We start from the raw sequence: 22,612 nt of genomic DNA, 5'->3' as shown, positions 1-22,612 counted from the left end.
AGAAGTATTTTGATGATAAACGATATTTTGGCTGGACTGCCGTGGGGACTTTTTCTTAGCTTTATGGTAGGTCCGGTATTTTTTATACTATTAGAAACTAGTATTACAAAAGGATTTAGAGCAGCAATAGTTTTTGATTTTGGAGTAGTTTTTGGCGATATATTTTTTATTGCTATTGCTTATTTAGGAAGTTACAGACTGATTTCCAGTTTAAAAGACAAACCGGCTCTTTTTATTTTTGGAGGAATTATAATGCTGGCTTATGGTATAATTTCTTTTGTGAGATTAAAAAAAGAAGAAAAAATTAATGATGAAGAAATTGACCGTGATATTATAAAAAGAAATTATGGAAGTTTATTTATCAAAGGCTTTTTACTCAACGTTATTAACATTGGAGTTTTAGGTTTTTGGCTTGCTGTAATTATTTCTATAGGACCAAAATTAGAAATGCAAAATTCCAGAATGATTACTTTTTTTGCCTCAGTTATCATAACTTATTTGTTAGTTGACTGTCTTAAAATATTATTAGCCAAACAATTAAAATCTAAAATGACGCCAAATAATATTCTTAAAATCAAAAAAGGAATAAGTATTGTTTTAATGGTTTTTGGAGTTGCTTTAATGGTTCAGGGATGGTTTCCTAAAGAAAAAGAAATGGTTAAAAATGCTTTTGAAAAGATTGAAAATAAGTAAGTTGTTAATAACTCAAAAATATAAAATTAAACCTCTGAATTTCAGAGGTTTTTTTGTGTTGATAATGTTGATTTACCACTTTTTAGTAGAAGTATTTAAGTCTAGTTTGTCATTCTGAGGAACGAAGAATCTTAGTAACAAGCTCTACAAAGAATGTCTTACGGTGTGGAATTGCTTGCGAAGATTCTTCGTTCCTCAGAATGACAAGATTGTAGAAAAAATTAAGCATAAAAAAAAGAGACACATTTCTGTATCTCTTTTTGAGGCATCGTCCGGATTCGAACCGGAGTAGGAGCTTTTGCAGAGCCCAGCCTAGCCGCTCGGCCACGACGCCATTGCTTGAACGGATGGCAAAAGTAACTAAAATCTTTAAAATTCAAAAGTTTCATATAAACTATTTTGAAAAAATACGATTTTAATTAAAATCATTACGCTCTAATTTCGGTCATTTTTATAGTAACTGATTCAACATCACCACCAATAGGCGGATTAATTTTAGAAACCCAAACTGTTGTTTTTTCTACAGTTTTTATCTCTGCCAATACTCGAATATTGATTCTTTTGGCAACATGTTCTAATAAATGCGAACGAATTGCCATTTCTTCTGTCACAATTTTGTTCAAATGAACATAGTCAACAGTATCTAAAAGATGATCTGTTTCTGCAGATTTCTGTAAATTGGTTTTAATTTTTAGATCGACAGTATAATCAGATCCAATTTTTCCTTCTTCAATTAAACATCCGTGGTAAGAAAAAGTACGGATGTTTTTTAATTTTATAACTCCCATTTTTATAGTTTTATTCTTGTAGTGTTTGGATTTTGATAATTGGATGTTACAGCGTATACTGTAACTATTTTGTTAATTTCATCAACTGTAAAATGAATAGTGTATGGGAATTTTTTCAAAGGTAAGGTTCTAACTATATTATATTTTTCTTCAAAAAATGGAAATGTATTTAAAGTATCAACATACTTTTGATATTCATTAAAAAATTTTGTTCCTAAACCATCAGAAAGAGATTCATAATACTCAGCAATTTCATCTACTTCTAATTCAGCTCTTAAGAGAATAATTATTTCAAACATTATTATTTATTCCATTTAGCATTGAGTCTTTTTTTAGACTCTTCCCAACTAATAAAATCCTCTGGTTTAGCATTTTTTATACGATCTAAAACCATTTCTTGCTGCCATAGCGGAATTTCATTCTCAACATTTTCATTTATAGAAACATCTGGAATGTGTTTAAAAAAACTAACAAAAGTTTCGTAAAAATCATCTGGAATTGTAACAGTTAATTGTCTCATAACTCTGAATATTTATACAAAAATACTAATTAAATTAATTTCGAGTTTCAGGTTTAACGTTTCATGTTTTCAGTAAGTTTCCAAAGAAAACCATAAACCATAAACTATAAACTATAAACTTTTTTATCTTTGCTAAAATTACTATAAAATAATGGCATCAGAAGAGAAATCACTCAATTTTATTGAACAAATCATAGAGGAAGACGTAAAATCAGGTCTTTCAAACACTAAACTTCGCTTTCGTTTTCCACCAGAACCTAATGGGTATTTGCACATTGGGCACGCGAGTTCTATTGCGTTAAATTTTGGTTTAGGAATTGATTATCAATCTCCTGTGAATTTACGTTTTGATGATACAAACCCTGAAAAAGAAGAACAGGAATTTGTTGATGCTATTAAAAAAGATGTAGAATGGCTGGGTTATACTTGGGCAGAAGAGCGCTATGCATCAGACTATTTTCAACAATTGTACGACTGGGCAGTTTTATTAATAAAAAAAGATAAAGCTTATGTTGATAGTCAGACTTCTGAAGAAATGGCTATTCAAAAAGGAACTCCGTCTACAACTGGAACCGATTCTCCATTTAGAAATAGATCTGTAGAAGAAAACTTAGATTTATTCGAAAGAATGAAAAACGGTGAATTTGAGGCTGGTACACATATTCTTCGTGCAAAAATTGACATGAAATCAACAAACATGTTGATGCGTGATCCTATCATGTACAGAATTTTACATAAACATCACCACAGAACTGGAGATGCTTGGAAAATCTATCCAATGTACGATTGGGCACATGGACAAAGTGATTATTTAGAGCAAATTTCTCATTCATTTTGTACACTTGAATTTTTGCCTCACCGTGAATTATACGATTGGTTTTTAGATCAAATTTTTGATGATAATAAACTGCGTCCAAAGCAAAGAGAATTTGCAAGACGTAATTTATCACATACAGTTGTTAGTAAAAGAAAATTACAGCAACTAGTTAAGGAAAAGCATGTTAACGGTTGGGATGATCCAAGAATGTCAACAATTTCCGGGTTAAGAAGACGCGGTTATACAGCTGCATCTTTGCGTAATTTTGCTAATACAATTGGTATTGCAAAGCGTGATAATTTGATAAATGTATCGGTTTTAGAATTCTGTATTCGTGAAGATTTGAACAAAATTGCACCTCGTGTAATGGCTGTTTTAGATCCTGTAAAATTGGTAATTACGAATTATCCGGAAGGAAAAGAAGAGTGGTTGGAAGCTGAAAATAACCAAGAAGATGAAAGTGCTGGATTCAGAAAAGTGCCTTTTTCTCGTGAATTATACATCGAAAGAGAAGACTTTTTAGAAGAAGCTCCAGCTAAATTTTTCCGTTTAACTTTAGGAAAAGAAGTTCGTCTTAAAAATGCTTATATCATTAAAGGTGAATTTGTTATAAAAGATTCTGAAGGAAATATTACAGAAATTCATGTAACTTATGATACTGATTCTTTAAGCGGAAGCGGAACAGAAGCAAGCCAAAGAAAAGTATCTGGAACATTACATTGGGTTTCTATCAAACATGCATTAGAAGCTGAAGTTCGTTTGTACGATCGTTTGTTTACAGATGAAGCTCCGGACAGTTATAAAGAGAAAAATTTCTTAGATTTTGTGAATCCAAATTCATTAGAAATTGTAACTGGATATGTTGAACCAAGTTTAGCAACAGCTCAAAATGAAGATAAATTTCAGTTTCAACGTTTAGGATATTTTACTGTTGATAAAGACTCAACTCCTTCAAAATTAGTGTTTAACAAGACTGTTGGATTGAAAGATGCCTGGGAAGAAAAAGGTAAAAAAGAAGAAAACAGCATCAATAATTCTTTGAAAGATATTAACAAATACTTTAAAGTTGAAACAAAACCTGAGAGAATTGCTATTGAAAGTGCAATAGGAGAGAACATCAAAAATATCTCTACTTTTTCTCTTTTACAGAATTCATTAAAGAAAAATATCAACAATAATAAGGCTTCGCTGTTGTTTTCTCAGTTTATTTTGAAATATTCAAACTGGAAATCGACAGATTTTGAAGAAGAAGATATTAAGAAATTATATTCGATGTCTTTAAAAAGTGAATCAACTTATGTAAGATCAAAAGCACTTTTAAATTTAAGAGATATCGAAAGTGAAAGTTTCAAAAATCAATTTGATGATGAAATTTTAAAATTATATTCAAATCCACCAAAAAATGCTTCTGAAAGAGAAATCGAAATTCTTTCTGAAATGGTTAAGAAATAAAAATAATTAGAATCTATTGAAAAGCGCTTTTTATAAGCGTTTTTTTATTATTTGTATTTTCTATTAAGATTAAAAATTTTATAATTATTTTAAATTAAAAGTGACTTTCATAGATTAATTTTAAGACATTTTTTAATTTTATCGATCTCTTGAATTCTTTTTTTAGAAATAGGTTTTTAAAACTCTTTATTTTAAGTTTTGCCTTTTTTGTCCATTTTTTTAATTTTAAGTCTCAAAAAAATAGAAATTCCTAACTTTTAAATTATTAGATAAATTTATTTATTTTAATATTTTATTAAATTTATTTATTATTTATAAAATCTATTTAAAATAAAATTTTTATAGATAATATAAATTAATTTTAGCTTTCATAAATCTATTTTAAGCTAATATTTTAATTCGGTCGATAGATAACTCATTTTTTGAATTATTGTTGATTTAAACCTTTTATTTAACTTTTAGCTGTTATTTTTGTCAGTTTAACGGGTTATTAACATACAATTGTTTATAAAGTTGCTATTTTTAACTCAATACCAAAAGTCAGAGATGATTTTATAAAATTGATATTTCCGTGCAGATTTCTAATTTGATTTTCTTTAAAATAAAAATAACATTTTCATTTTAAGATTATTTCTAAGCTGATTTCTCGAAACAACAAATTTTATGTTCAAATTTTATTGTGATTTGATTTTGATAATATTTCGCGTAAAAGGTATTTTTCAAATTACTTCATAATCATGAAATTTTCATAGCATTAGTTTTAGGCGATTATCGTTTTATAATTCAATCTGACAAATTTTAATTATAAAACTTAAAAATCCAATATCATGAAAATTTTATATTTTACGCTAGTGATGTTATTTGCAAATATTGCAATTTCTCAAACTCATCAAATTACTAAACACAATGGTGAACAACTTGATGTTAATTTTATTAAAAACGAAAATGGTTTAATTTATTATTCGTTAAACGGAAGTTCTGAAGAAATAAAAATAAGCAAACACGCTGTTTCATCAATTACGAATAAGCAGACAAAAACAACTCAAAAAATCTCTGATAAAATTGTAGTAGATTCAAAAGACGATTACAAAATGGTAACTGTTCTGCCACAGGAAAAGACAATAGGACTGAAGCAGGCAGCTAGTTTTACCGGAGTTTCGACGAGGACAAAAGGTGAACCGCCAATTGCAAATCAAAAACAAACTGCAATGAGAATCAAAACTAAGTCAGCTTCAAATGGTTATCCTTTCGTTTCTATTGTTGAAAAAGGAGATGGTAAATACGAAGCAATTTCTTATATGTATTAATTTTATTGTTAAATACTTATTTTTAGAGTTTGTCTTTTAAAAAAGAAGTATCTTTATTACTCACTTAAAAATGTAATATCATGTCAAATAATTCAAATACAATCGCAGCAATTTTAGCTGGTGCTGCAGTAGGAGCAGCTCTTGGAATCTTGTTTGCTCCAGATAAAGGATCAAAAACCAGAGCTAAAATTAAAGAAGGAATTGATGATGCAAAACATAATTTGCAGGATTCTTTTGAAGCTAGTTCTGAAGTTCTTAAAGAAAAATTTACTAGTGCAACACAAAATCTTGACGGAACTTTAACTGATATGCTTTCAAATGTAAGTCATAAAACAGAAGAAGTAATCACTTTTTTAGAATCTAAACTGGCTGATTTAAAAGCACAAAACGCTAAACTTCAAAAATAATAATTGTTTAAGAAGCACATAATTGTCTTATTTTTATAAGATGATTTTGTGCTTTTTCATTTTAAAAATATAATTATGGCTTTTGAAGAGTTAAAAGAAAATACCGAAAAAATCCAGGAACAAACTAAAGTTTACATTGACAGCCATTTAGCTTATTATAAACTCTGGGGTTTTAAAGTAGCAATGAAATCAACGACTTTGATTTTTAAGTTTACGTTGATATTATTATGTTTTAGTATGGTTTTACTTTTCGGATCTTTTGCTGCAGCGTATGCTTTTGGAGATTTATTTGGAAGTAATGCTTTGGGATTTTTGGCAGTAGGAGGGATCTATCTTTTGTTTACAATTTTGCTTTTTCTGATAAAAGATAAGATTGTTGAAGGCCCGATTTTGGAGAAATTTTCAGAAATATTTTTTAATGATTGAGATTTATGGAAAAGAAAAAATACTCATCTTATGCTGAAATTGACAGAGATTTAGAAATTCTGAAACTAGAAAAAGATATCAATTATCAAAAATTAGTGCTGAGTTTTCAGAAAACAAAAGAAAGCATTACACCGCAAAAAATCGTAAACGGATTTGTTTCATCTTATACAGGATATGTTAAGAATTCATTTCCAGAAATTTTACAATCTATTATACCATTTGTAATCAACTGGTTTATAAATAAAAAAAGAGGCAGTTAAGCCTCTTTTTTATTTTAGTGTTGGTTATATTAAGCCGTTTCTGTTGGCTCAGATGTATCTGATGGATTATAATTTATATCTGAATTGCTAGTTTTTTTAACTTTTTTAGGTTGTTTTTTCATTTCTTCTCCGATAATATTTGAAGCTGAAAAACTAGTTACCATACTGTTTAACATATCACTTGCAGCTTGTGGAGAGTTTGGTAATAATATCAAATTAGAATTAGTATCGGCTCCAATAGCTTGCAGCGTATCATAATGTTGTGTAATTACAATCAATGCAGATGCTTCCTGTGAATTGATTCCAACCTGGTTTAAAACTTCAACACTTTCTACTAATCCGCGTGCAATTTCTCTACGTTGATCTGCAATACCTTGACCTTGAAGTTTTTTACTTTCAGCTTCAGCTTTTGCTTTAGCTACAATTCTAATACGTTGTGCTTCAGATTCAAACATCGCTGCTGTTTTTTCTCTTTCGGCGGCATTGATTCTGTTCATTGCATTTTTTACCTGAATATCCGGATCAATATCTGTTACAAGTGTATTGATAATGTCATAACCATAAGTTGTCATCGCTTCATTCAACTCTCGTTTTACAGCAATTGCAATATCATCTTTACGAACAAACACATCATCCAAAATTAATTTAGGAACCTCGGCACGAACTACGTCAAATACATAAGCCGTAATTTGATCGTGTGGATATTCTAATTTATAAAAAGCTTCATATACATGTTCCTGAATTACTTTGAACTGAACAGAAACTTTCATTTTAATAAACACATTGTCTTTAGTTTGTGTTTCAATAAGAACATCTAATTGTTGAATTTTTAGATTTACACGACCTGCAATTCTATCAATTATTGGAAGTTTTAATTGTAAACCCGAATTTCTTACACTTGTAAATTTCCCAAAGCGTTCTACAATAACACTTGTTTGTTGTTTTACAGTGAAGAAAGACGACATGAAAATGAAGAATGCTAATACTAATAAGATAATAAATGCTGTACTCATGGTTATATAGTTTATATTTTTGATTTTGGTAAATTACGAAAATTCTTCTAAAAGAAAATTTTAAAACATTAAAAAAACGCTAAGAACATTTGTTAGATGTTTCTTAGCGTTTCTATTTTTTAACCATTAAGACATTTAGAAAATTAAGAACAAAGCTTTGTCAAGAGAATTAAGCTGAGCTTTATGAACTTTTAAGCTTTCTTTTTTATCATTTAGTAAAGCTTAATTATCTTAATATCGTAATGGTAAATTTTTTTATAATGTTGCTATAGCTTTCTGAATTCTCGAAATAGTTTCCTCTTTTCCAATGATTTCAACAATGTCAAATAGGTGAGGACCTTTCAGAGCTCCAACCAAACTTAAACGGAAAGGCTGCATTACTTTACCCATTCCGATTTCGTTTTTCGTTAACCAATCTTTTACAATTGCTTCAATATTTGCCGAATCAAATCCATCGATATATTCAAGAGTTGAAATCAATTCCTGCATTAAAGCTGGCGTTTCTTCCTTCCAGTTTTTGCTTGCTTTTTCATCATACGATGTTGGCGCCTGAAAAAAGAAATCAGTTAAATCCCAAAAATCTGAAACGAAATTTGCTCTTTCTTTAATCAATGAAACGATTCTTGTAACATCATATTTTGAAACATCAACACCTTTTTCAACTAAAATAGGAGAGAAGCTCTTCGCTAAATCGGCATTATTTTGTTGAATTAAATATTGGTGATTGAACCATTTGTTCTTTTCAGGATCAAATTTTGCTCCCGCTTTGTGAACTCTGTTTAAGTCAAAAGCTTCAACTAATTCTTCAAGAGAAAATAATTCTTTGTCAGTTCCGTCATTCCAACCTAACAAAGCAAGGAAGTTTAGAACCGCTTCTGGGAAAAATCCTTTCTCTCTGTAACCAGATGAAATGCCTTCTTCGGTTTTCCATTCTAATGGAAACACTGGAAATCCTAATTTATCTCCATCTCTTTTTGATAATTTTCCATTTCCAACAGGTTTTAAAATTAAAGGTAAATGTGCAAATTCAGGAGCATCCCAGCCAAAAGCTCTATATAATAAAACGTGAAGAGGCATAGATGGCAGCCATTCTTCACCACGAATTACGTGTGAAGTTTCCATCAAATGATCATCAACAATATTCGCTAAATGATAAGTTGGCATTCCGTCACTTTTGAAAAGAACTTTATCATCAAGTAGATTCGTTTCAAACTTAACATCACCACGAATGATATCTTTTAAATGTAAAGTTTCATCAACCGGAGTTTTAAAACGGATTACATAATGTTCTCCATTTGCAATTCTTTTAGCAGTTTCTTCTGCAGAAATTACTAACGAAGTATCTAATTTTTCACGGTTATGATGATTGTAAATAAATGTTTTTCCTTCTGCTTCGTGCTGTTTTCTATGAACATCTAAAGCTTCTGGAGTATCAAAAGCATAATATGCCCAACCCGAATTGATCAGTTGATCTGCATAAGTTTGGTATAAATCTTTACGATCGCTTTGTCTATACGGACCAAATTTTTCGTTTTTTCCAACAGTTTCTTCAGGAGAAATTCCTAACCATTCCAACGCTTCCATAATATATTCTTCCGCACCTGGAACAAAACGCGTCTGATCTGTATCTTCAATTCTCAGATAAAAAACACCGTTATGTTTTTTTGCAAATAGATAATTAAACAGGGCAGTACGAACTCCGCCAATATGTAATGGTCCAGTCGGACTTGGTGCAAAACGCACACGAACTTGCTTTGACATTTGTTTATAATTTTGATGCAAAGATACAACATTAGTCAAAAGCCAAAAGTCGAAAGTCTGAAAGGTTTTTCGTTGTGTGCTAAACTTTTGACTTTCGACTTTTGGCTTTCAGACTTATCGTTATAATTACTACTTTTATAGGTTATAATTAAAAGAGATTTTATTTTGAAAACATCATCTGCAATATATCAGAAGTTAGAAGGATTTATAAAGAAATATTACATGAACGAATTGATAAAAGGTGGACTTCTTTTTATAGGTTTTGGGCTTTTGTATTTTTTATTTACGCTTTTTATTGAGTATTTTCTTTGGCTGAAACCATTAGGAAGAACACTTTTATTCTGGATATTTATTGCCGTAGAAGTTTTTCTGCTGTTTCGTTTTATCTTATTTCCAATTTTCAAGTTGTTCAAACTTCAAAAAGGAATTGATTATAATCAGGCTTCGGCAATTATTGGAAATCATTTTACAGAAGTAAGTGATAAACTGACGAACTTTTTACAGCTTTCTTCTAATGAAAATTCTGCTGAAAGTTCAGAATTAATGTTGGCTTCGATCGAACAAAAAGCAAATTCTTTACAACCAATTCCGTTTGGAAATGCGATCAATTTTAATTCAAATAAAAAGTATTTGCCATTAGCTTTGATTCCGGTTTTGTTGTTTGCAGTGTTTTTTATCTCAGGAAACAGCAATATCATTTCGCAAAGTTTTAATAGAGTAGTGCATTTCAATTCTGCATTTTTGCCACCGGCCCCTTTCAAATTTGTTGTTTTGAATGACAAACTTCAGACAGAACAAAACAAAGATTTTATTGTAAAAGTAGAAACTGAAGGAAACATTGTTCCCGAAAATGTGATGATTCATATTGGCAACGAAAGCTATTTTATGGAATCTTCTCAAACTGGAAAGTTCGAATTCAAGATTGAAAAACCAACTTCAGATGTTCAGTTTTCATTCGAAGGAAATTCAGTTTCATCAAATGAATATGAATTAAAAGTTATCACTGTCCCGTCGATTGCTAACTTCGAAATGGTTCTGAATTTTCCATCATATTTGAAAAAGAAATCAGAAACTATTCAGGGAACCGGCAACGCAATTGTACCAGAAGGAACTACTGTTACCTGGAAAATGTCTACAAAGTCAACTCAGGAAATTGTTTGGAAAGACGAGAATTCAGTATTCAAATTTAATAAAGCAGATGACAATTTTAAGTTAGTAAAAAGCATTAATCAGAATACGGAATACCAAATTCTGACTTCAAACGATAAAGTTAAGAACTACGAAAAATTAGATTATCAACTGTCGGTTATTAAAGATCAGCATCCAACTATTACAGTTTCACCAGCTCCTGATAGTTTAAAATTAGATAAGAATTATGTTTTAGGAAGACTGGGTGATGACTACGGTTTGTCAAAGTTACAGATCGTTTATTACGAAAAAAATAAACCACAAACTGCAAAACGCGGAACCATTCCTGTAAAGCAAACTGTATTTGATCAGTTCGTTTTTAACTTTCCAAGTAACCTTGCCGTTGAAGAAGGAGTATCGTATGAATACTATTTTGAAGTTTTTGACAATGATGCACCACACGGATTTAAGAGTACAAAGTCTTCTACATTTTCTGACAGAGTTGCTACAACAGATGAAATTCAGGATGCCGAATTACAACAGCAAAATGCCAATATTAATAGTTTATCTAAATCATTAAAGAATCAGGAAAAGCAATTTTCTGAAATGGATAAACTAAAAAATACCGGAAAAGAAAAAGATAATTTAGAGTTTAAAGATCAGCAAAAAGTAAATGATTTTATCAAACGTCAAAAACAACAAGACGAAATGATGAAAGAGTTTGCCGAAAAAATGAATAAGAATTTAGATAAATATAATACAGACAAGAAAGACAAAACTGCCGAAGATTTACAAAAGCGTTTAGACAATGCCGAGAAAGATTTAGAGAAAAATCAAAAACTCTTAGATGAACTGAAGAACTTAAATGATAAATTAAACAGCGATGAACTGTTTGATAAGATGGAAAAGTTCAAACAAATCAGTAAAAATCAATCTCGTAATTTAGAACAATTAGTTGAGTTAACCAAGCGTTTCTATGTAGAAAAGAAAGCTAATCAGGTTGCCGAAAAATTAAATAAGCTTGCAGAAAAACAAGAACAGCTTTCTAATAAAGACAGCGAAAACACCAAAGAGAAGCAAGACGAAATCAATAAATCATTTGATAAAATTCAGGAAGATTTAAAAGATTTAAAAGATGAAAATAATTCTTTGAAGTCACCAATGGATATTCCAAAAGATGCTTCGAAAGAAAAAGATGTAGAAAACGATTTGAATAAAGCTTCTGAAGAATTGAATAAAAAGAACACATCTTCGGCTAAGCCAAAACAAAAAAGTGCTTCAAAGAAAATGAAGTCAATGGCCGAACAAATGCAGTCGAGTATGGAAGGAGGGGAGCAGGAACAATTAGAAGAAGATGTTGCAATGCTTCGTCAGATTCTGGATAACCTTTTAGCTTTTTCATTATCTCAGGAAGATGTAATGAAACAATTTAAATCGATGAAATTAGGTTCTTCTGCTTATACGAAGAACATCAAAATTCAGCAAAATTTAAAACAACAATTCCGTCATGTCGATGATAGCTTGTTTGCAATGTCTCTTAGAAATCCAAAAATTGCAGAAGATGTTACTAAGGAAATAGGAAACGTACAATATAATATGGATAAAGCAATTGAAGTTTTAACTGATGTTCAAATACCAAAAGGAGTTTCGCATCAGCAATATGCTGTTTCATCTGCAAACAAATTAGCCGATTTTTTAAGTGATCTTTTGAATAATATGCAGATGCAAATGTCTAAACCGGGAGCAGGAAAACCAAAACCCGGAGACGGACAAGGAATGCAATTACCGGATATTATTCAAAAACAAAAAGGTCTTGCTGATAAAATGAAAGAAGGAATGAAGCCGGGAGATAAACCCGGAAGTGGTCAGCAAGGAAAAAGCGGTGATGGTAAACAAGGTCAGAATAGCGGACAAGGTAAAGATGGAAATGGAAAAGACGGAAAGAATGGTCAGGGCAAAAACGGACAAGGAAGCAATGGAGAAGAAAAAGGTAAAGATGGAAAAGAGGGTGATGATGGCGAAGGAGATGCTGAAAAGATAATGGAGATTTACAAAGAGCAGGTTAAACTTCGTGAAGCTTTACAAAAAGAGTTAGCCAAAAAAGGATTAGATGCACAAGGCAGACCTGTAATCGAACAGATGAAAGCTTCCGAAAAACAAATATTAAACAAAGGATTTAAAAATGAAAACCTGCAGAGAATTTTAAATATTCAGCAAGAATTACTAAAATTAAATAATGCAGTTCAGGAACAAGGTCAAGATACGAAGCGTCAATCTGAAACAAATAAAGCTGAATTTTCTAACCGATCAAATGCGTTACCAAGTTCATTAACTGAATATTTAAATAGTGTAGAAATTTTAAATAGACAATCGCTACCTTTGCGCTCGAATTTTAATCAAAAGGTTCAAGAATATTTTAATAAAAATGATAAACTTTAATTACGAAACAGAATTTTCTTTAGACAACGAACAAGCTTTTGCTGATTGGCTGAGTGCTGTTATTGTTTCTGAAAAGAAGAATGAAGGAGAAATAAATTATATTTTTTGTGATGATGAATATCTACATAAGATAAATGTAGAATATCTAGATCATGATACGCTAACAGATATTATCAGTTTTGATTATACAGTTGGTAACGAGATAAGCGGAGATATTTTTGTTTCTGTAGAAAGAGTAGAAGATAACGCAAAAGATTTTAATGTTTCTTTTGAAGAAGAATTGAAACGTGTTCTTGCTCATGGTATATTACATTACTGTGGATACAAAGATAAAAGTGATGCAGATGCAGAATTGATGCGTTCAAAAGAAGATGAAAAAATTGCAATGTTTCACGTGGAACAATAATTAAACATCTAAAAAAAATAAAGCATGTTTCACGTGGAACACGTTTTATAAAGTTTGAAATTTATGTTTTACGTGAAACGTTTTAAATTTTTAAATATTAAAATTTAAAGATTTTGTTCCACGTGAAACACGATAGTTAAATGAAATTCAATTTTATTTGTGTGATTTAATATAAATGGTTCCACGTGGAACAGTTGAATATTCAGTTTTGAAATATCCTTTTTCAGGTATTTTTATTTGAAATTTTGAAATAACGAAGTTTAATAATTGTGTTCCACGTGAAACACTTTGTGGAATTTTTAATTTGAATTGATTATTTTGTTCCACGTGAAACATAATTTAAAATTGTTGGAGATTGAATTTTGAAGTTTAAATTGTTTCGAATTTTTGAAATTTAAGTTATCTGAAAGTCTCAACTGAGCTTTTGAATAAAAAGTCTGTATTTAAAATTTCGTTCCACGTGGAACGAAATAGATTTAAGAGTTGTGGTTTGTGTCTATATCGGATTCAAAAGTAAAGGATCTAAGATGCAGGTAAAGTAAAGTTTATTCGAAATGAATGGAGAACTTGAAACTTGAAACTTCAAACCTGAAACAAAATAATAAAACTGTTCCACGTGGAACAAAGAGAAAATAAAGTTAATTCTGAGAACTGCCTTAAACGGTTTCCAGAGAATAATAAAACAAAATGTTTTTAGAAGAATACGATGTTATTGTAGTTGGTGCTGGTCATGCAGGATCTGAAGCCGCGGCAGCGGCCGCAAATTTAGGATCCAAAACTTTGTTGGTTACAATGAGTTTGCAGAACATTGCCCAGATGTCTTGCAACCCTGCAATGGGAGGAATTGCAAAAGGACAAATTGTTCGTGAGATTGATGCACTTGGAGGTTACTCCGGAATTGTTTCAGATCGAACTGCAATTCAGTTCAAGATGTTGAACAAATCAAAAGGACCAGCAATGTGGTCGCCGAGAGTTCAAAGTGACAGAATGCGTTTTGCAGAAGAATGGAGAATGATGTTGGAGGGAACTCTAAATTTAGATTTTTACCAAGAGATGGTAAAAGGTCTGATTATCGAGAATGGAAAAATAAAAGGAATCAGAACTTCACTTGGAGTTGAGATTCGATCCAAATCGGTTGTGTTGACAAACGGAACTTTTTTGAATGGATTGATTCATATTGGAGAAAAACAATTTGGCGGAGGAAGAGCAGGTGAAAGTGCCGCAACCGGAATTACCGAAGATTTGATCAAAGCAGGTTTTGAAGCTGGAAGAATGAAAACAGGAACACCGCCACGAGTTGATGGTCGTTCTTTGGATTATTCGAAAATGAATGAAGAAAAAGGAGATGAGAACCCAGATAAGTTTTCATATTCTGATTTGACAAAACCACTAACGCAACAACGTTCTTGTTACATGACATACACGTCGCTGGATGTTCATGATATTTTAAGGGAAGGTTTTGATCGTTCGCCAATGTTCAACGGAAGAATAAAAAGTTTAGGTCCGAGATATTGTCCTTCGATCGAAGATAAAATTAATCGTTTTGCAGATAAAGAACGTCACCAGCTTTTTGTTGAACCGGAAGGATGGAATACTTGTGAAGTTTATGTAAATGGATTTTCAACTTCGCTTCCGGAGGATATTCAGTTTAAAGCATTGCGTTCTGTTGCTGGTTTTGAAAACGTGAAATTCTTCCGTCCGGGTTACGCAATCGAATATGATTATTTTCCGCCGACACAATTAAAACATACTTTGGAAACAAAGTTAGTTGAAGGATTATATTTTGCCGGACAAATTAATGGAACAACAGGATATGAAGAAGCAGCTTCGCAAGGTTTGATGGCCGGTATAAATGCACATTTAAAAGTGCATGAAAAAGCGCCATTAATTTTAAAACGTGATGAAGCGTATATTGGAGTTTTGATTGACGACTTAATTACGAAAGGAACAGAAGAACCTTATCGTATGTTTACGTCAAGAGCAGAATATAGAACTTTACTGCGACAAGATAATGCCGATTTCAGATTGACGCCAATGTCATACGAAATTGGTTTAGCTTCTGAAGAGAGAATGCGAAGAATGGAATACAAATTGAACGAGTCTGAAAAGATGGTTTCATTCTTTAGAGAAACAAGTGTTACGGTTGCAGAAACAAATCCAATTTTGGAAGCGAAAGAATCGGCACCAATTTCTCAAGGCGATAAAATGTTTAAAGTTTTTTCTCGTCCGCAGATTGATTTAGAAGATATGCTGAAATTTGAAAAAGTGGCAGCTTATGTAGAAGAAAATAAATTAGACAAAGAAGTTTTAGAGCAAGCCGAAATTCAGGTTAAATATTCTGGCTATATCGAAAAGGAAAGAAACAATGCTGATAAACTTACTCGTTTAGAAGAAGTGAAAATTCCGGACAATTTCGATTACCATAAAATCAAATCTATGTCGATTGAGGCAAAACAAAAATTAAGTAAAATTCGTCCCGTTACAATTTCGCAAGCATCAAGAATCAGCGGAGTTTCACCAAGTGATATTTCTGTGCTTTTGATTTATATGGGAAGATAATAATTTTAGATTTCTGATTTTAGATTTTAGATTGTTTTGATCTGTTTTACGTGAAACTTAAAATGTTTTATGTTAGTACGTACAGATTTTTAGATTCCATCAAATAATCTAAATCAGAAATCTAAAATTTAAATTGTTCCACGTGAAACTATTTTTTGAAAAATCATTTTTAGTTTACTGTGGAATAAAAATATTTAAAATTTGTAAAGATGAACTTTTGTTCATCTTTTACGATTTGGAGAAAATAGAAAAAATAAAAATTGTTTAGATGAATGAAATTTCCATCTTTGCAAAATTCAATGCCGAAATTATATTTAAAAACTATTAATTAAAAAATGGACGTTTTAAACAAAAAACATTTTCTTACTGTAAAAGACCATTCTGTTTCGCAAGAAATTTTCGATTTGTATTATGATGAAGATCTCGATATGCTGATCACATCTCCGCAGCCGGATTTAGAAAATTTAGGAAGATATTACGAAAGCGAAGATTATATTTCGCACACAGACAACAAACGTTCAATTTTTGAAAAAGCATATCATTTTGTAAAAAGTATTGCTTTAAAAAATAAACTGAATTTAATTAATTCAGAACAATCTCAAAAAGGAAAAATTTTAGATATCGGAGCCGGAACTGGTGATTTTTTATTGACAGCAAAAAATGACGGCTGGAACGTAATTGGAATTGAACCGAGTGACCGTGCAAAAAATATTGCGAAGCAAAAAGGAATTTCATTTGTTGAAGAAACAGCTTCTTTAGAAAATAATTCTTTTGATGTAATTACAATGTGGCACGTTTTAGAACACGTTCCAAATTTAGAAAATCAGATTAACGAATTGAAGCGTTTATTAAAACCAACTGGAACATTAATTGTTGCGGTTCCAAATTTCAAATCCTTCGATGCAAAACATTATGGTGAATTTTGGGCAGCTTTTGATGTGCCAATTCATTTTTGGCATTTTTCGAAAAAAGCGATAAAATCACTTTTTGAAAAAGTCGACATGAAATTAGAAAAAGTACTTCCAATGAAATTTGATTCATTTTATGTGAGTCTTCTTTCTGAAAAATACAAAACCGGAAAAATGAATTTTATCAAAGCATTTTTCATCGGTTTAAAATCAAATTTAAAAGCATCCGGAACAAAAGAGTATTCATCGCACATTTACGTGCTAAAAAACACTCAAAACGCAAAATAAGCCTATTTAAGACCCTATTTTAGGTAAATTGAGGGTTTGTGTTGTCTTTTTTTAGAAAACAGCTCTAATAAAAGCTATAGAAGTCACTTTTAATAGTGATATTTTATAGCTTTTTTTGCATCCATAAAGAAAACTAATACCTTAAAAAATGCCTTTTTTTTGAAGTTTTTTGCTCGATTTTGGATTTTTAGATTTTACTTTTTATCGAATGAAAAAATCAGTGAAAAATTTTTTTAGTTAATTCAAAAAAATGATTTATCTGAGTAAATTTTTTCTGCAAAAGAAAAAATTTAAAAAAAGTAGAAAAATCAGAAAAAGAATTTTACTCAGCATTTTTTATCTGTTTTGAAACTAAATTTTTAAAAAATCTATTTCGATGTGATTTTTTGTTCAAAAAGCAGTTAAAACTTAAAATAAGCGAATTTAAAGCGTTTTCTCAGACAAAACGAGGCTTTGTGTTGTCTTTTTAGAAAACGTTTCTTAGAAAAGACTTATGAAAGTCACTTTTGATAATGATATTTTATAGCTTTATTTTTAGCTATAAATAATACTAATATCATAAAATTATAGCATTTTTTAAACTTTATGTTGATGCTATTTATTTTTTTATATTTTTGTCTTTCATACCAATAAAAAAATAGAAATTTAGAAAATGAAAAAAGCATTAGCAATTATCTCACTTTCAATTTTAGTTGTTTCATGTAATAAAGCAACTGAAGCTAAGGAAGTAAAAACAGCTTACATAGATACTTCAGTTTTGATGAAAGAGTATACTGAAGCAAAAGACCTTGAGGCAAAATACAAAGCTCAGGCCGAAGAAAAAGGAAGACAGTTACAAGCTGAAATTACTCGTTTTAAGCAAGATGCTGCTAATTTTCAGAGCCAGGCACAGGCTAATGGCCAGCAATGGGCACAACAAAGAGGTGCAGAATTACAAAAAAGAGAGCAGCAGTTAGGATATGCTCAACAAGCTTTATCTCAGCAATTGCAACAAGAAAGTGGTGTAGAAATGGATTCTCTTGTAAGCGGAGTTAAAAAATTCATCAAAGAATACGGTAAGAAAAACGGTTATTCATACATCTACGGAACTGGTGATGCAGCAACTGTATTATACGCCGAAGACAAGTATGACATTACAAAAGAGGTAATTAAAGCTTTGAACGAGAAGTATAAATCATCTCCAAAAGAAGAAAAAGCTCCTGCAAAAACTGAAGAGGCTAAAAAATAAAAACTACCAAACTAACTAAAAACTAAAATTGAAAAACCTAAATCCACAACGGATTTAGGTTTTTTTCTTTTATAAAAATGCGATATTTTTGACGTTTAATACCGGCCGGATGCAAAATGTTACAGAAGCTGCAGCTTACACACTACAATTCATAAATCAAACCCAAAAATCGATATTCCTGACTGGTAAAGCCGGTACAGGAAAAACCACTTTATTGCGTGAAATTATTGCTACTACTTACAAAAACACAGTAGTTGTAGCACCAACAGGAATTGCCGCTTTAAATGCTGGCGGAGTAACGATTCATTCGATGTTTCAGCTTCCGTTTTCGGCATTTATTCCTTCGTATGAAGAAAGTTCCCAGTTTACTGAAACAGTAAAATTTGAGAATAAGGAATCACTTCGCAGACATTTTAAAATGAATAATGTAAAGCGGAATGTAATTCGAAATATGGAACTGCTCATTATAGATGAAGTCAGTATGCTTCGTGCTGATTTACTGGATGCTATAGATTTCATGATGCAGACCGTGCGGAGAAATACCAAGGCTTTTGGTGGTGTTCAGGTGCTTTTTATCGGAGATTTATTGCAGCTTCCGCCCGTAATTCGCGATGAAGAATGGCGCGTTTTACGCAATTATTACAAAGGAAAATTCTTTTTTCATTCGCATGTAATTCAGCAGAATCCGCCTTTGTACATCGAATTATCAAAGATTTACCGTCAGAGCGATGATACTTTCATTTCGGTTTTAAATAATCTGCGAAATAACCAAATTACACAGCAGGATATTCAGGTTTTAAACCAATACGTAAAACCGGATTTTGATCTGAAGATGAATCCGGGCTACATAACCCTGACCACGCATAATGCCAAAGCAGATGCAATCAACGAACAAGCAATCAATGATTTAGCAGGAAAAGAATTTACTTATCTGCCTTTAGTTGTGGGTGATTTTCCTGAAAAAATATTCCCTGTTGAAGAAAATCTAAAACTGAAAGTTGGAGCACAGATAATGTTCGTGAAAAACGATTTGTCATTCGATAAACGATATTTTAATGGAAAAATGGGCGTAATAAAATCGCTTTCTGATCAGGAAATTTTTGTTCATTTTCCTGAAGAAAATAAAACCATTGAAGTAGAAAAATACGAATGGAAAAACATTCGCTACAAAGTAAACGAACTCACAAAAGAAATTGAAGAAGAGGTTTTAGGCACATTTGCACATTATCCAATCAAACTGGCCTGGGCTATTACGGTTCACAAAAGCCAGGGTTTAACTTTTGAGAAAGCTGCGCTCGATGTATCGCAAGTTTTTCTTCCTGGTCAGGCCTATGTTGCACTTTCTCGTTTAACTTCTTTAAACGGGCTTATTTTGCTTTCTACGATGCAGATGAATGGTCTTTCAAATGATCAGGATGTTATGGATTACGCTTTGAACAAAGCAACAGAAGACGATTTGAAAAACTCGCTTCATTTTGAAACCAAAAACTTTATTCATAACTATTTGATAAACAGTTTTAATTGGGTAGATTTAGCGCAGGAGTGGAGAAATCACCGTTTTAGTTATAATGAAAATGCAGTTGCTTCAGAAAAATCTAAACATTCGGTTTGGGCGCATAAACGCATGGATACTATTGAAGCACTTACAGATCCTTCGCAGAAATTCATTCAGCAGCTTAATAAAATTTTTAGTAAAGAAACCGTCGATTTACTTTTTGTTCGGGAAAGGGTAGTGGCGGCTTACGATTATTTTTTTAAACCAATGGACAAACTGGTTTCGGATCTTTTGAGTAAAATGGCTGAAATTCAAAAGTTTAAAAAAGTGAAAGAATTTTATGAAGAATTATCTCTTCTGGACGATCTGCAAACGAAAGCAGTCCTGCGTTTGATGAAAGCCCGACTTTTGGTTGACATTGTCGTTTCCCGTGAAACAATCAGCAAAGAAAGTTTGACTTCTCCGACAATCAAAAACTATAAAACCGATAAGATTTCGAAAATTAGAGAAGAGTTTAAAATGACCAATACAGACATGTTTCAGGTTGAAGAGCCTGTTATGCGTTATTCTTCTAAAAAAGTCGATAAAACGACGGAAAAAGGCCCAAAAAAGACAACAATAGAAGAAACCCACGAACTCTGGCTGGCAAAAAATTCGGTTGAAGATATTGCACGCCTTAGAAAACTAACCGTTCAAACAATAGAATCGCATTTAACAAAACTTATTCAGGAAAAGAAAGTTGATATTGCCGATGTGCTTCCATACGATAAAATTCTTGCTCTCCGTGAAGCATTTGAGTTTTATCAGGAAGAAACTCTAAGTCCGTTAAAAGAAAAATACGGTGATGAATTTACTTGGGATGAACTCAGAATGTTCAAAGCCAGCATTAATTGATTTTAGATTTGGAATTTCAAGAATTACTTTAAAAACATTATGTAAAATAGAAAACTTATGAAAAAGCTTATATTCATTCTGTTAGCACTTATTTCATTAACTGAAATGTCGGCTCAGGATTTAAAACCAGAATATCAAAAATTTATAAAAACGTTTATTTCCAGCGTTCAAAGGGGAGACAAAGCAGCTGTTGCTAATATGATCTCATATCCATTAAAGAGAGAAAATCCAATCCCGTCAATCAAAAACAAAACGGAATTTATAAAACGATATTCAGAGATTTTTGATGCCGATTTAAAAAAAGAAATAACATCGTCAAAACCCGATAAAGACTGGTCAGAAGTGGGCTGGCGCGGAATTATGCTGAATGATGGAACACTTTGGTTTGATACTGATGGAAAACTGAAAACAATCAATTATCAGTCAAAGTTTGAGAAAGATTTCAAAGCAAAGCTAATTTCTTCACAGAAAACTAAATTGCATCCAAGTATAGCAAAGTTTAAAAACCCGGAATATGTTTTAGAAACATCAAAATTCAGAATTAGAATTGATGATATGGGAAATGAAACTTACAGATATGCTTCCTGGTCTGTAAAACAAAAGATGAGCGAAAAACCAGATTTAATTATTGAAAACGGAAAATGGTTTGCTGACGGCAGCGGCGGAAATGAACATTTTGATTTCAAAAAAGGCAAATTTATTTATACTTGCTATATTACGCCTTTAGGTACAAGAGAAACGCCCCCGGCAAATTTGGTGATAACTCAAAATGGAAAAGAAATACTCAATCAAGACGCGAAAATTGTTCCACGTTAAACAAAAAATCCTATTCGGTTAGAATAGGATTTTTTGTTATTTATAAGTTTTCAACGAGAATCCAGGCATCTGGATTTTCGCCTTTTTGAATTTCTTTCTGAGCATTTTCAGCTTCCTGCATTGTTGCGTAACTTCCATATAAAACAGGGAATAAACCATGTTTGTTTTCGCCAAGCATTCTGGCTTTATAGCCATCTTTAATCAATTGGTTATATGCTTTTCTTGCATTTGCTTCGCTTCTAAAAGCACCCGCCATAATGTGATATGGCATAAGTTTTTCTTCGGGAGTTTCTACTTTAGCTGAATCTACTAAAGTTACAGCCGGCAGCGGATTTTGAATTACAAAAGTTGCTTCCTGAATTTTGTTTTGAACTTTTTTCTGAACATTTCCTTCTACAACAAGGGTTTGTGCAGCAATTTGATTTTGGTATAAAGGATATCCAATACTTCCGGTTACACCAAGACCAAGTACAAAAATGGCAGCATATTTCAAGTACGATCTTGAAGATCTAACTTCTTCTTCATCATACAACGAAGCCGTTTCTCTTTCTGAAATTTGTTCGATTTTTTTCTCAAACATTTCTCTTTTAACCAAAGGCGAAACAAACGGACTTAACCCAAATGAAGTTGACAAATAGTTTATTTGTTCGTTTGGAGTAAAAACAATATTGTTTTCAGAATTCAATCGAAGATCTCCAATGTTTTTTAAACTGATTACACCGTTTTCTTCCAGTGTTTGTCTCCACGTTTGTACCTGAAATGCAATCGAATTTACAGCGGTTCCGTATGATGTTTTTTCTGACTGTGCAACATGATTGGCAAGCAGTCCATCATTGTTTTTCAAACGGCTGTTGAAAAACAAAGTTTTTTTGGGCGGAAAAAATGAATTTGAAGATTCATTCAGCTGAGCCGAGTGAATTTCGGTTAAAAATGCTCCAAACCCAGGAACCGTTACACACTGATAACGATACAATAACTGCGCGATGTAAGTTTCAATTTTCATAGTA

At 31.6% G+C, this 22,612-nt stretch carries 19 protein-coding genes and 1 tRNA gene; 13 read left to right on the top strand and 7 right to left on the bottom strand.

Annotation, left to right across the window (positions count from 1 at the left end):
* The first annotated feature begins 12 nt into the window (after positions 1–12).
* Positions 13–693, top strand: coding sequence for a LysE family transporter (locus ABDW27_RS12160; protein ID WP_343696156.1), 681 nt, complete (start codon positions 13–15; stop codon positions 691–693).
* Between the two features lie 263 nt (positions 694–956).
* Here ABDW27_RS12160 and ABDW27_RS12155 read toward each other — a convergent pair.
* From ABDW27_RS12155 to ABDW27_RS12140, 4 genes are all read right to left on the bottom strand, one after another.
* Positions 957–1,027, bottom strand: a tRNA-Cys gene (locus ABDW27_RS12155).
* A 94-nt stretch (positions 1,028–1,121) separates the two neighbouring features.
* Positions 1,122–1,481: a dihydroneopterin aldolase gene (gene folB / locus ABDW27_RS12150; RefSeq protein WP_343696155.1), complete on the bottom strand. Its 360-nt coding sequence runs from the start codon at positions 1,479–1,481 to the stop codon at positions 1,122–1,124.
* A gap of 2 nt (positions 1,482–1,483) precedes the next feature.
* Positions 1,484–1,780: a hypothetical protein gene (locus ABDW27_RS12145; protein WP_343696154.1), complete on the bottom strand. Its 297-nt coding sequence runs from the start codon at positions 1,778–1,780 to the stop codon at positions 1,484–1,486.
* Positions 1,781–1,782: 2 nt separating this feature from the next.
* Positions 1,783–2,001, bottom strand: coding sequence for a hypothetical protein (locus ABDW27_RS12140; RefSeq protein WP_343696153.1), 219 nt, complete (start codon positions 1,999–2,001; stop codon positions 1,783–1,785).
* Positions 2,002–2,152: 151 nt separating this feature from the next.
* Here ABDW27_RS12140 and ABDW27_RS12135 point away from each other — a divergent pair, with 151 nt between their 5' ends.
* The 5 genes from ABDW27_RS12135 (at position 2,153) to ABDW27_RS12115 (ending at position 6,670) form a co-directional block, all read left to right on the top strand.
* Entirely contained in the window at positions 2,153–4,270 is a 2,118-nt protein-coding gene (locus ABDW27_RS12135) for a glutamine--tRNA ligase/YqeY domain fusion protein (protein ID WP_343696152.1), read from the top strand.
* A gap of 827 nt (positions 4,271–5,097) precedes the next feature.
* Complete coding sequence (locus ABDW27_RS12130) at positions 5,098–5,577, top strand: hypothetical protein (RefSeq protein WP_343696151.1); 480 nt, start codon at positions 5,098–5,100, stop codon at positions 5,575–5,577.
* Positions 5,578–5,657: 80 nt separating this feature from the next.
* On the top strand, positions 5,658–5,984 hold the full coding sequence (locus tag ABDW27_RS12125; protein ID WP_073415161.1) for a YtxH domain-containing protein: 327 nt from the start codon (positions 5,658–5,660) through the stop codon (positions 5,982–5,984).
* Positions 5,985–6,059: 75 nt separating this feature from the next.
* Positions 6,060–6,410, top strand: a complete 351-nt coding sequence (locus tag ABDW27_RS12120; RefSeq protein ID WP_343696150.1) for a competence protein — start codon at positions 6,060–6,062, stop codon at positions 6,408–6,410.
* Between the two features lie 5 nt (positions 6,411–6,415).
* Positions 6,416–6,670 carry a DUF6327 family protein gene (locus ABDW27_RS12115; protein WP_343696149.1) on the top strand — a complete coding sequence of 85 codons (255 nt, stop codon included), beginning with the start codon at positions 6,416–6,418 and terminating at the stop codon, positions 6,668–6,670.
* Positions 6,671–6,699: 29 nt separating this feature from the next.
* Here the strand turns inward: ABDW27_RS12115 and ABDW27_RS12110 are convergent, their stop codons facing one another.
* A complete protein-coding gene (locus ABDW27_RS12110; protein WP_343696148.1) occupies positions 6,700–7,683 on the bottom strand; it encodes an SPFH domain-containing protein in 984 nt (327 codons plus the stop codon).
* A 255-nt stretch (positions 7,684–7,938) separates the two neighbouring features.
* Complete coding sequence (gene gltX / locus ABDW27_RS12105) at positions 7,939–9,444, bottom strand: glutamate--tRNA ligase (protein ID WP_343696147.1); 1,506 nt, start codon at positions 9,442–9,444, stop codon at positions 7,939–7,941.
* Positions 9,445–9,609: 165 nt separating this feature from the next.
* Between gltX and ABDW27_RS12100 the strand changes: the two genes are divergently transcribed.
* The 7 genes from ABDW27_RS12100 (at position 9,610) to ABDW27_RS12070 (ending at position 21,605) form a co-directional block, all read left to right on the top strand.
* Positions 9,610–13,011, top strand: a complete 3,402-nt coding sequence (locus tag ABDW27_RS12100) for a hypothetical protein (protein ID WP_343696146.1) — start codon at positions 9,610–9,612, stop codon at positions 13,009–13,011.
* The gene (gene ybeY / locus ABDW27_RS12095; RefSeq protein WP_343696145.1) at positions 12,998–13,417 is read left to right on the top strand and encodes an rRNA maturation RNase YbeY; all 420 of its coding nucleotides are present in this window, start codon (positions 12,998–13,000) and stop codon (positions 13,415–13,417) included. Before ABDW27_RS12100 ends, ybeY begins: the two co-directional genes overlap by 14 nt.
* A 687-nt stretch (positions 13,418–14,104) precedes the next feature.
* The gene (mnmG, locus tag ABDW27_RS12090) at positions 14,105–15,976 is read left to right on the top strand and encodes a tRNA uridine-5-carboxymethylaminomethyl(34) synthesis enzyme MnmG (protein ID WP_343696144.1); all 1,872 of its coding nucleotides are present in this window, start codon (positions 14,105–14,107) and stop codon (positions 15,974–15,976) included.
* A 335-nt stretch (positions 15,977–16,311) separates the two neighbouring features.
* A complete protein-coding gene (locus ABDW27_RS12085) occupies positions 16,312–17,172 on the top strand; it encodes a class I SAM-dependent methyltransferase (protein WP_343696143.1) in 861 nt (286 codons plus the stop codon).
* A 652-nt stretch (positions 17,173–17,824) separates the two neighbouring features.
* A complete protein-coding gene (locus ABDW27_RS12080; protein WP_343696142.1) occupies positions 17,825–18,400 on the top strand; it encodes an OmpH family outer membrane protein in 576 nt (191 codons plus the stop codon).
* Positions 18,401–18,509: 109 nt separating this feature from the next.
* Positions 18,510–20,789 (top strand): helix-turn-helix domain-containing protein, encoded by a 2,280-nt coding sequence (locus tag ABDW27_RS12075; RefSeq protein WP_343696141.1) that lies wholly within the window; start codon positions 18,510–18,512, stop codon positions 20,787–20,789.
* 57 nt (positions 20,790–20,846) lie between these two features.
* Positions 20,847–21,605: a hypothetical protein gene (locus ABDW27_RS12070; protein WP_343696140.1), complete on the top strand. Its 759-nt coding sequence runs from the start codon at positions 20,847–20,849 to the stop codon at positions 21,603–21,605.
* A 40-nt stretch (positions 21,606–21,645) separates the two neighbouring features.
* On the opposite strand, the gene ABDW27_RS12065 is transcribed toward ABDW27_RS12070, so the two are convergent.
* Positions 21,646–22,608, bottom strand: a complete 963-nt coding sequence (locus tag ABDW27_RS12065) for an SPOR domain-containing protein (RefSeq protein ID WP_343696139.1) — start codon at positions 22,606–22,608, stop codon at positions 21,646–21,648.
* Positions 22,609–22,612: the final 4 nt, after the last annotated feature.

The organism is Flavobacterium sp. (assembly GCF_039595935.1).
Lineage (GTDB): Bacteria > Bacteroidota > Bacteroidia > Flavobacteriales > Flavobacteriaceae > Flavobacterium.
This window is presented reverse-complemented; position numbering and strand designations above follow the sequence as displayed.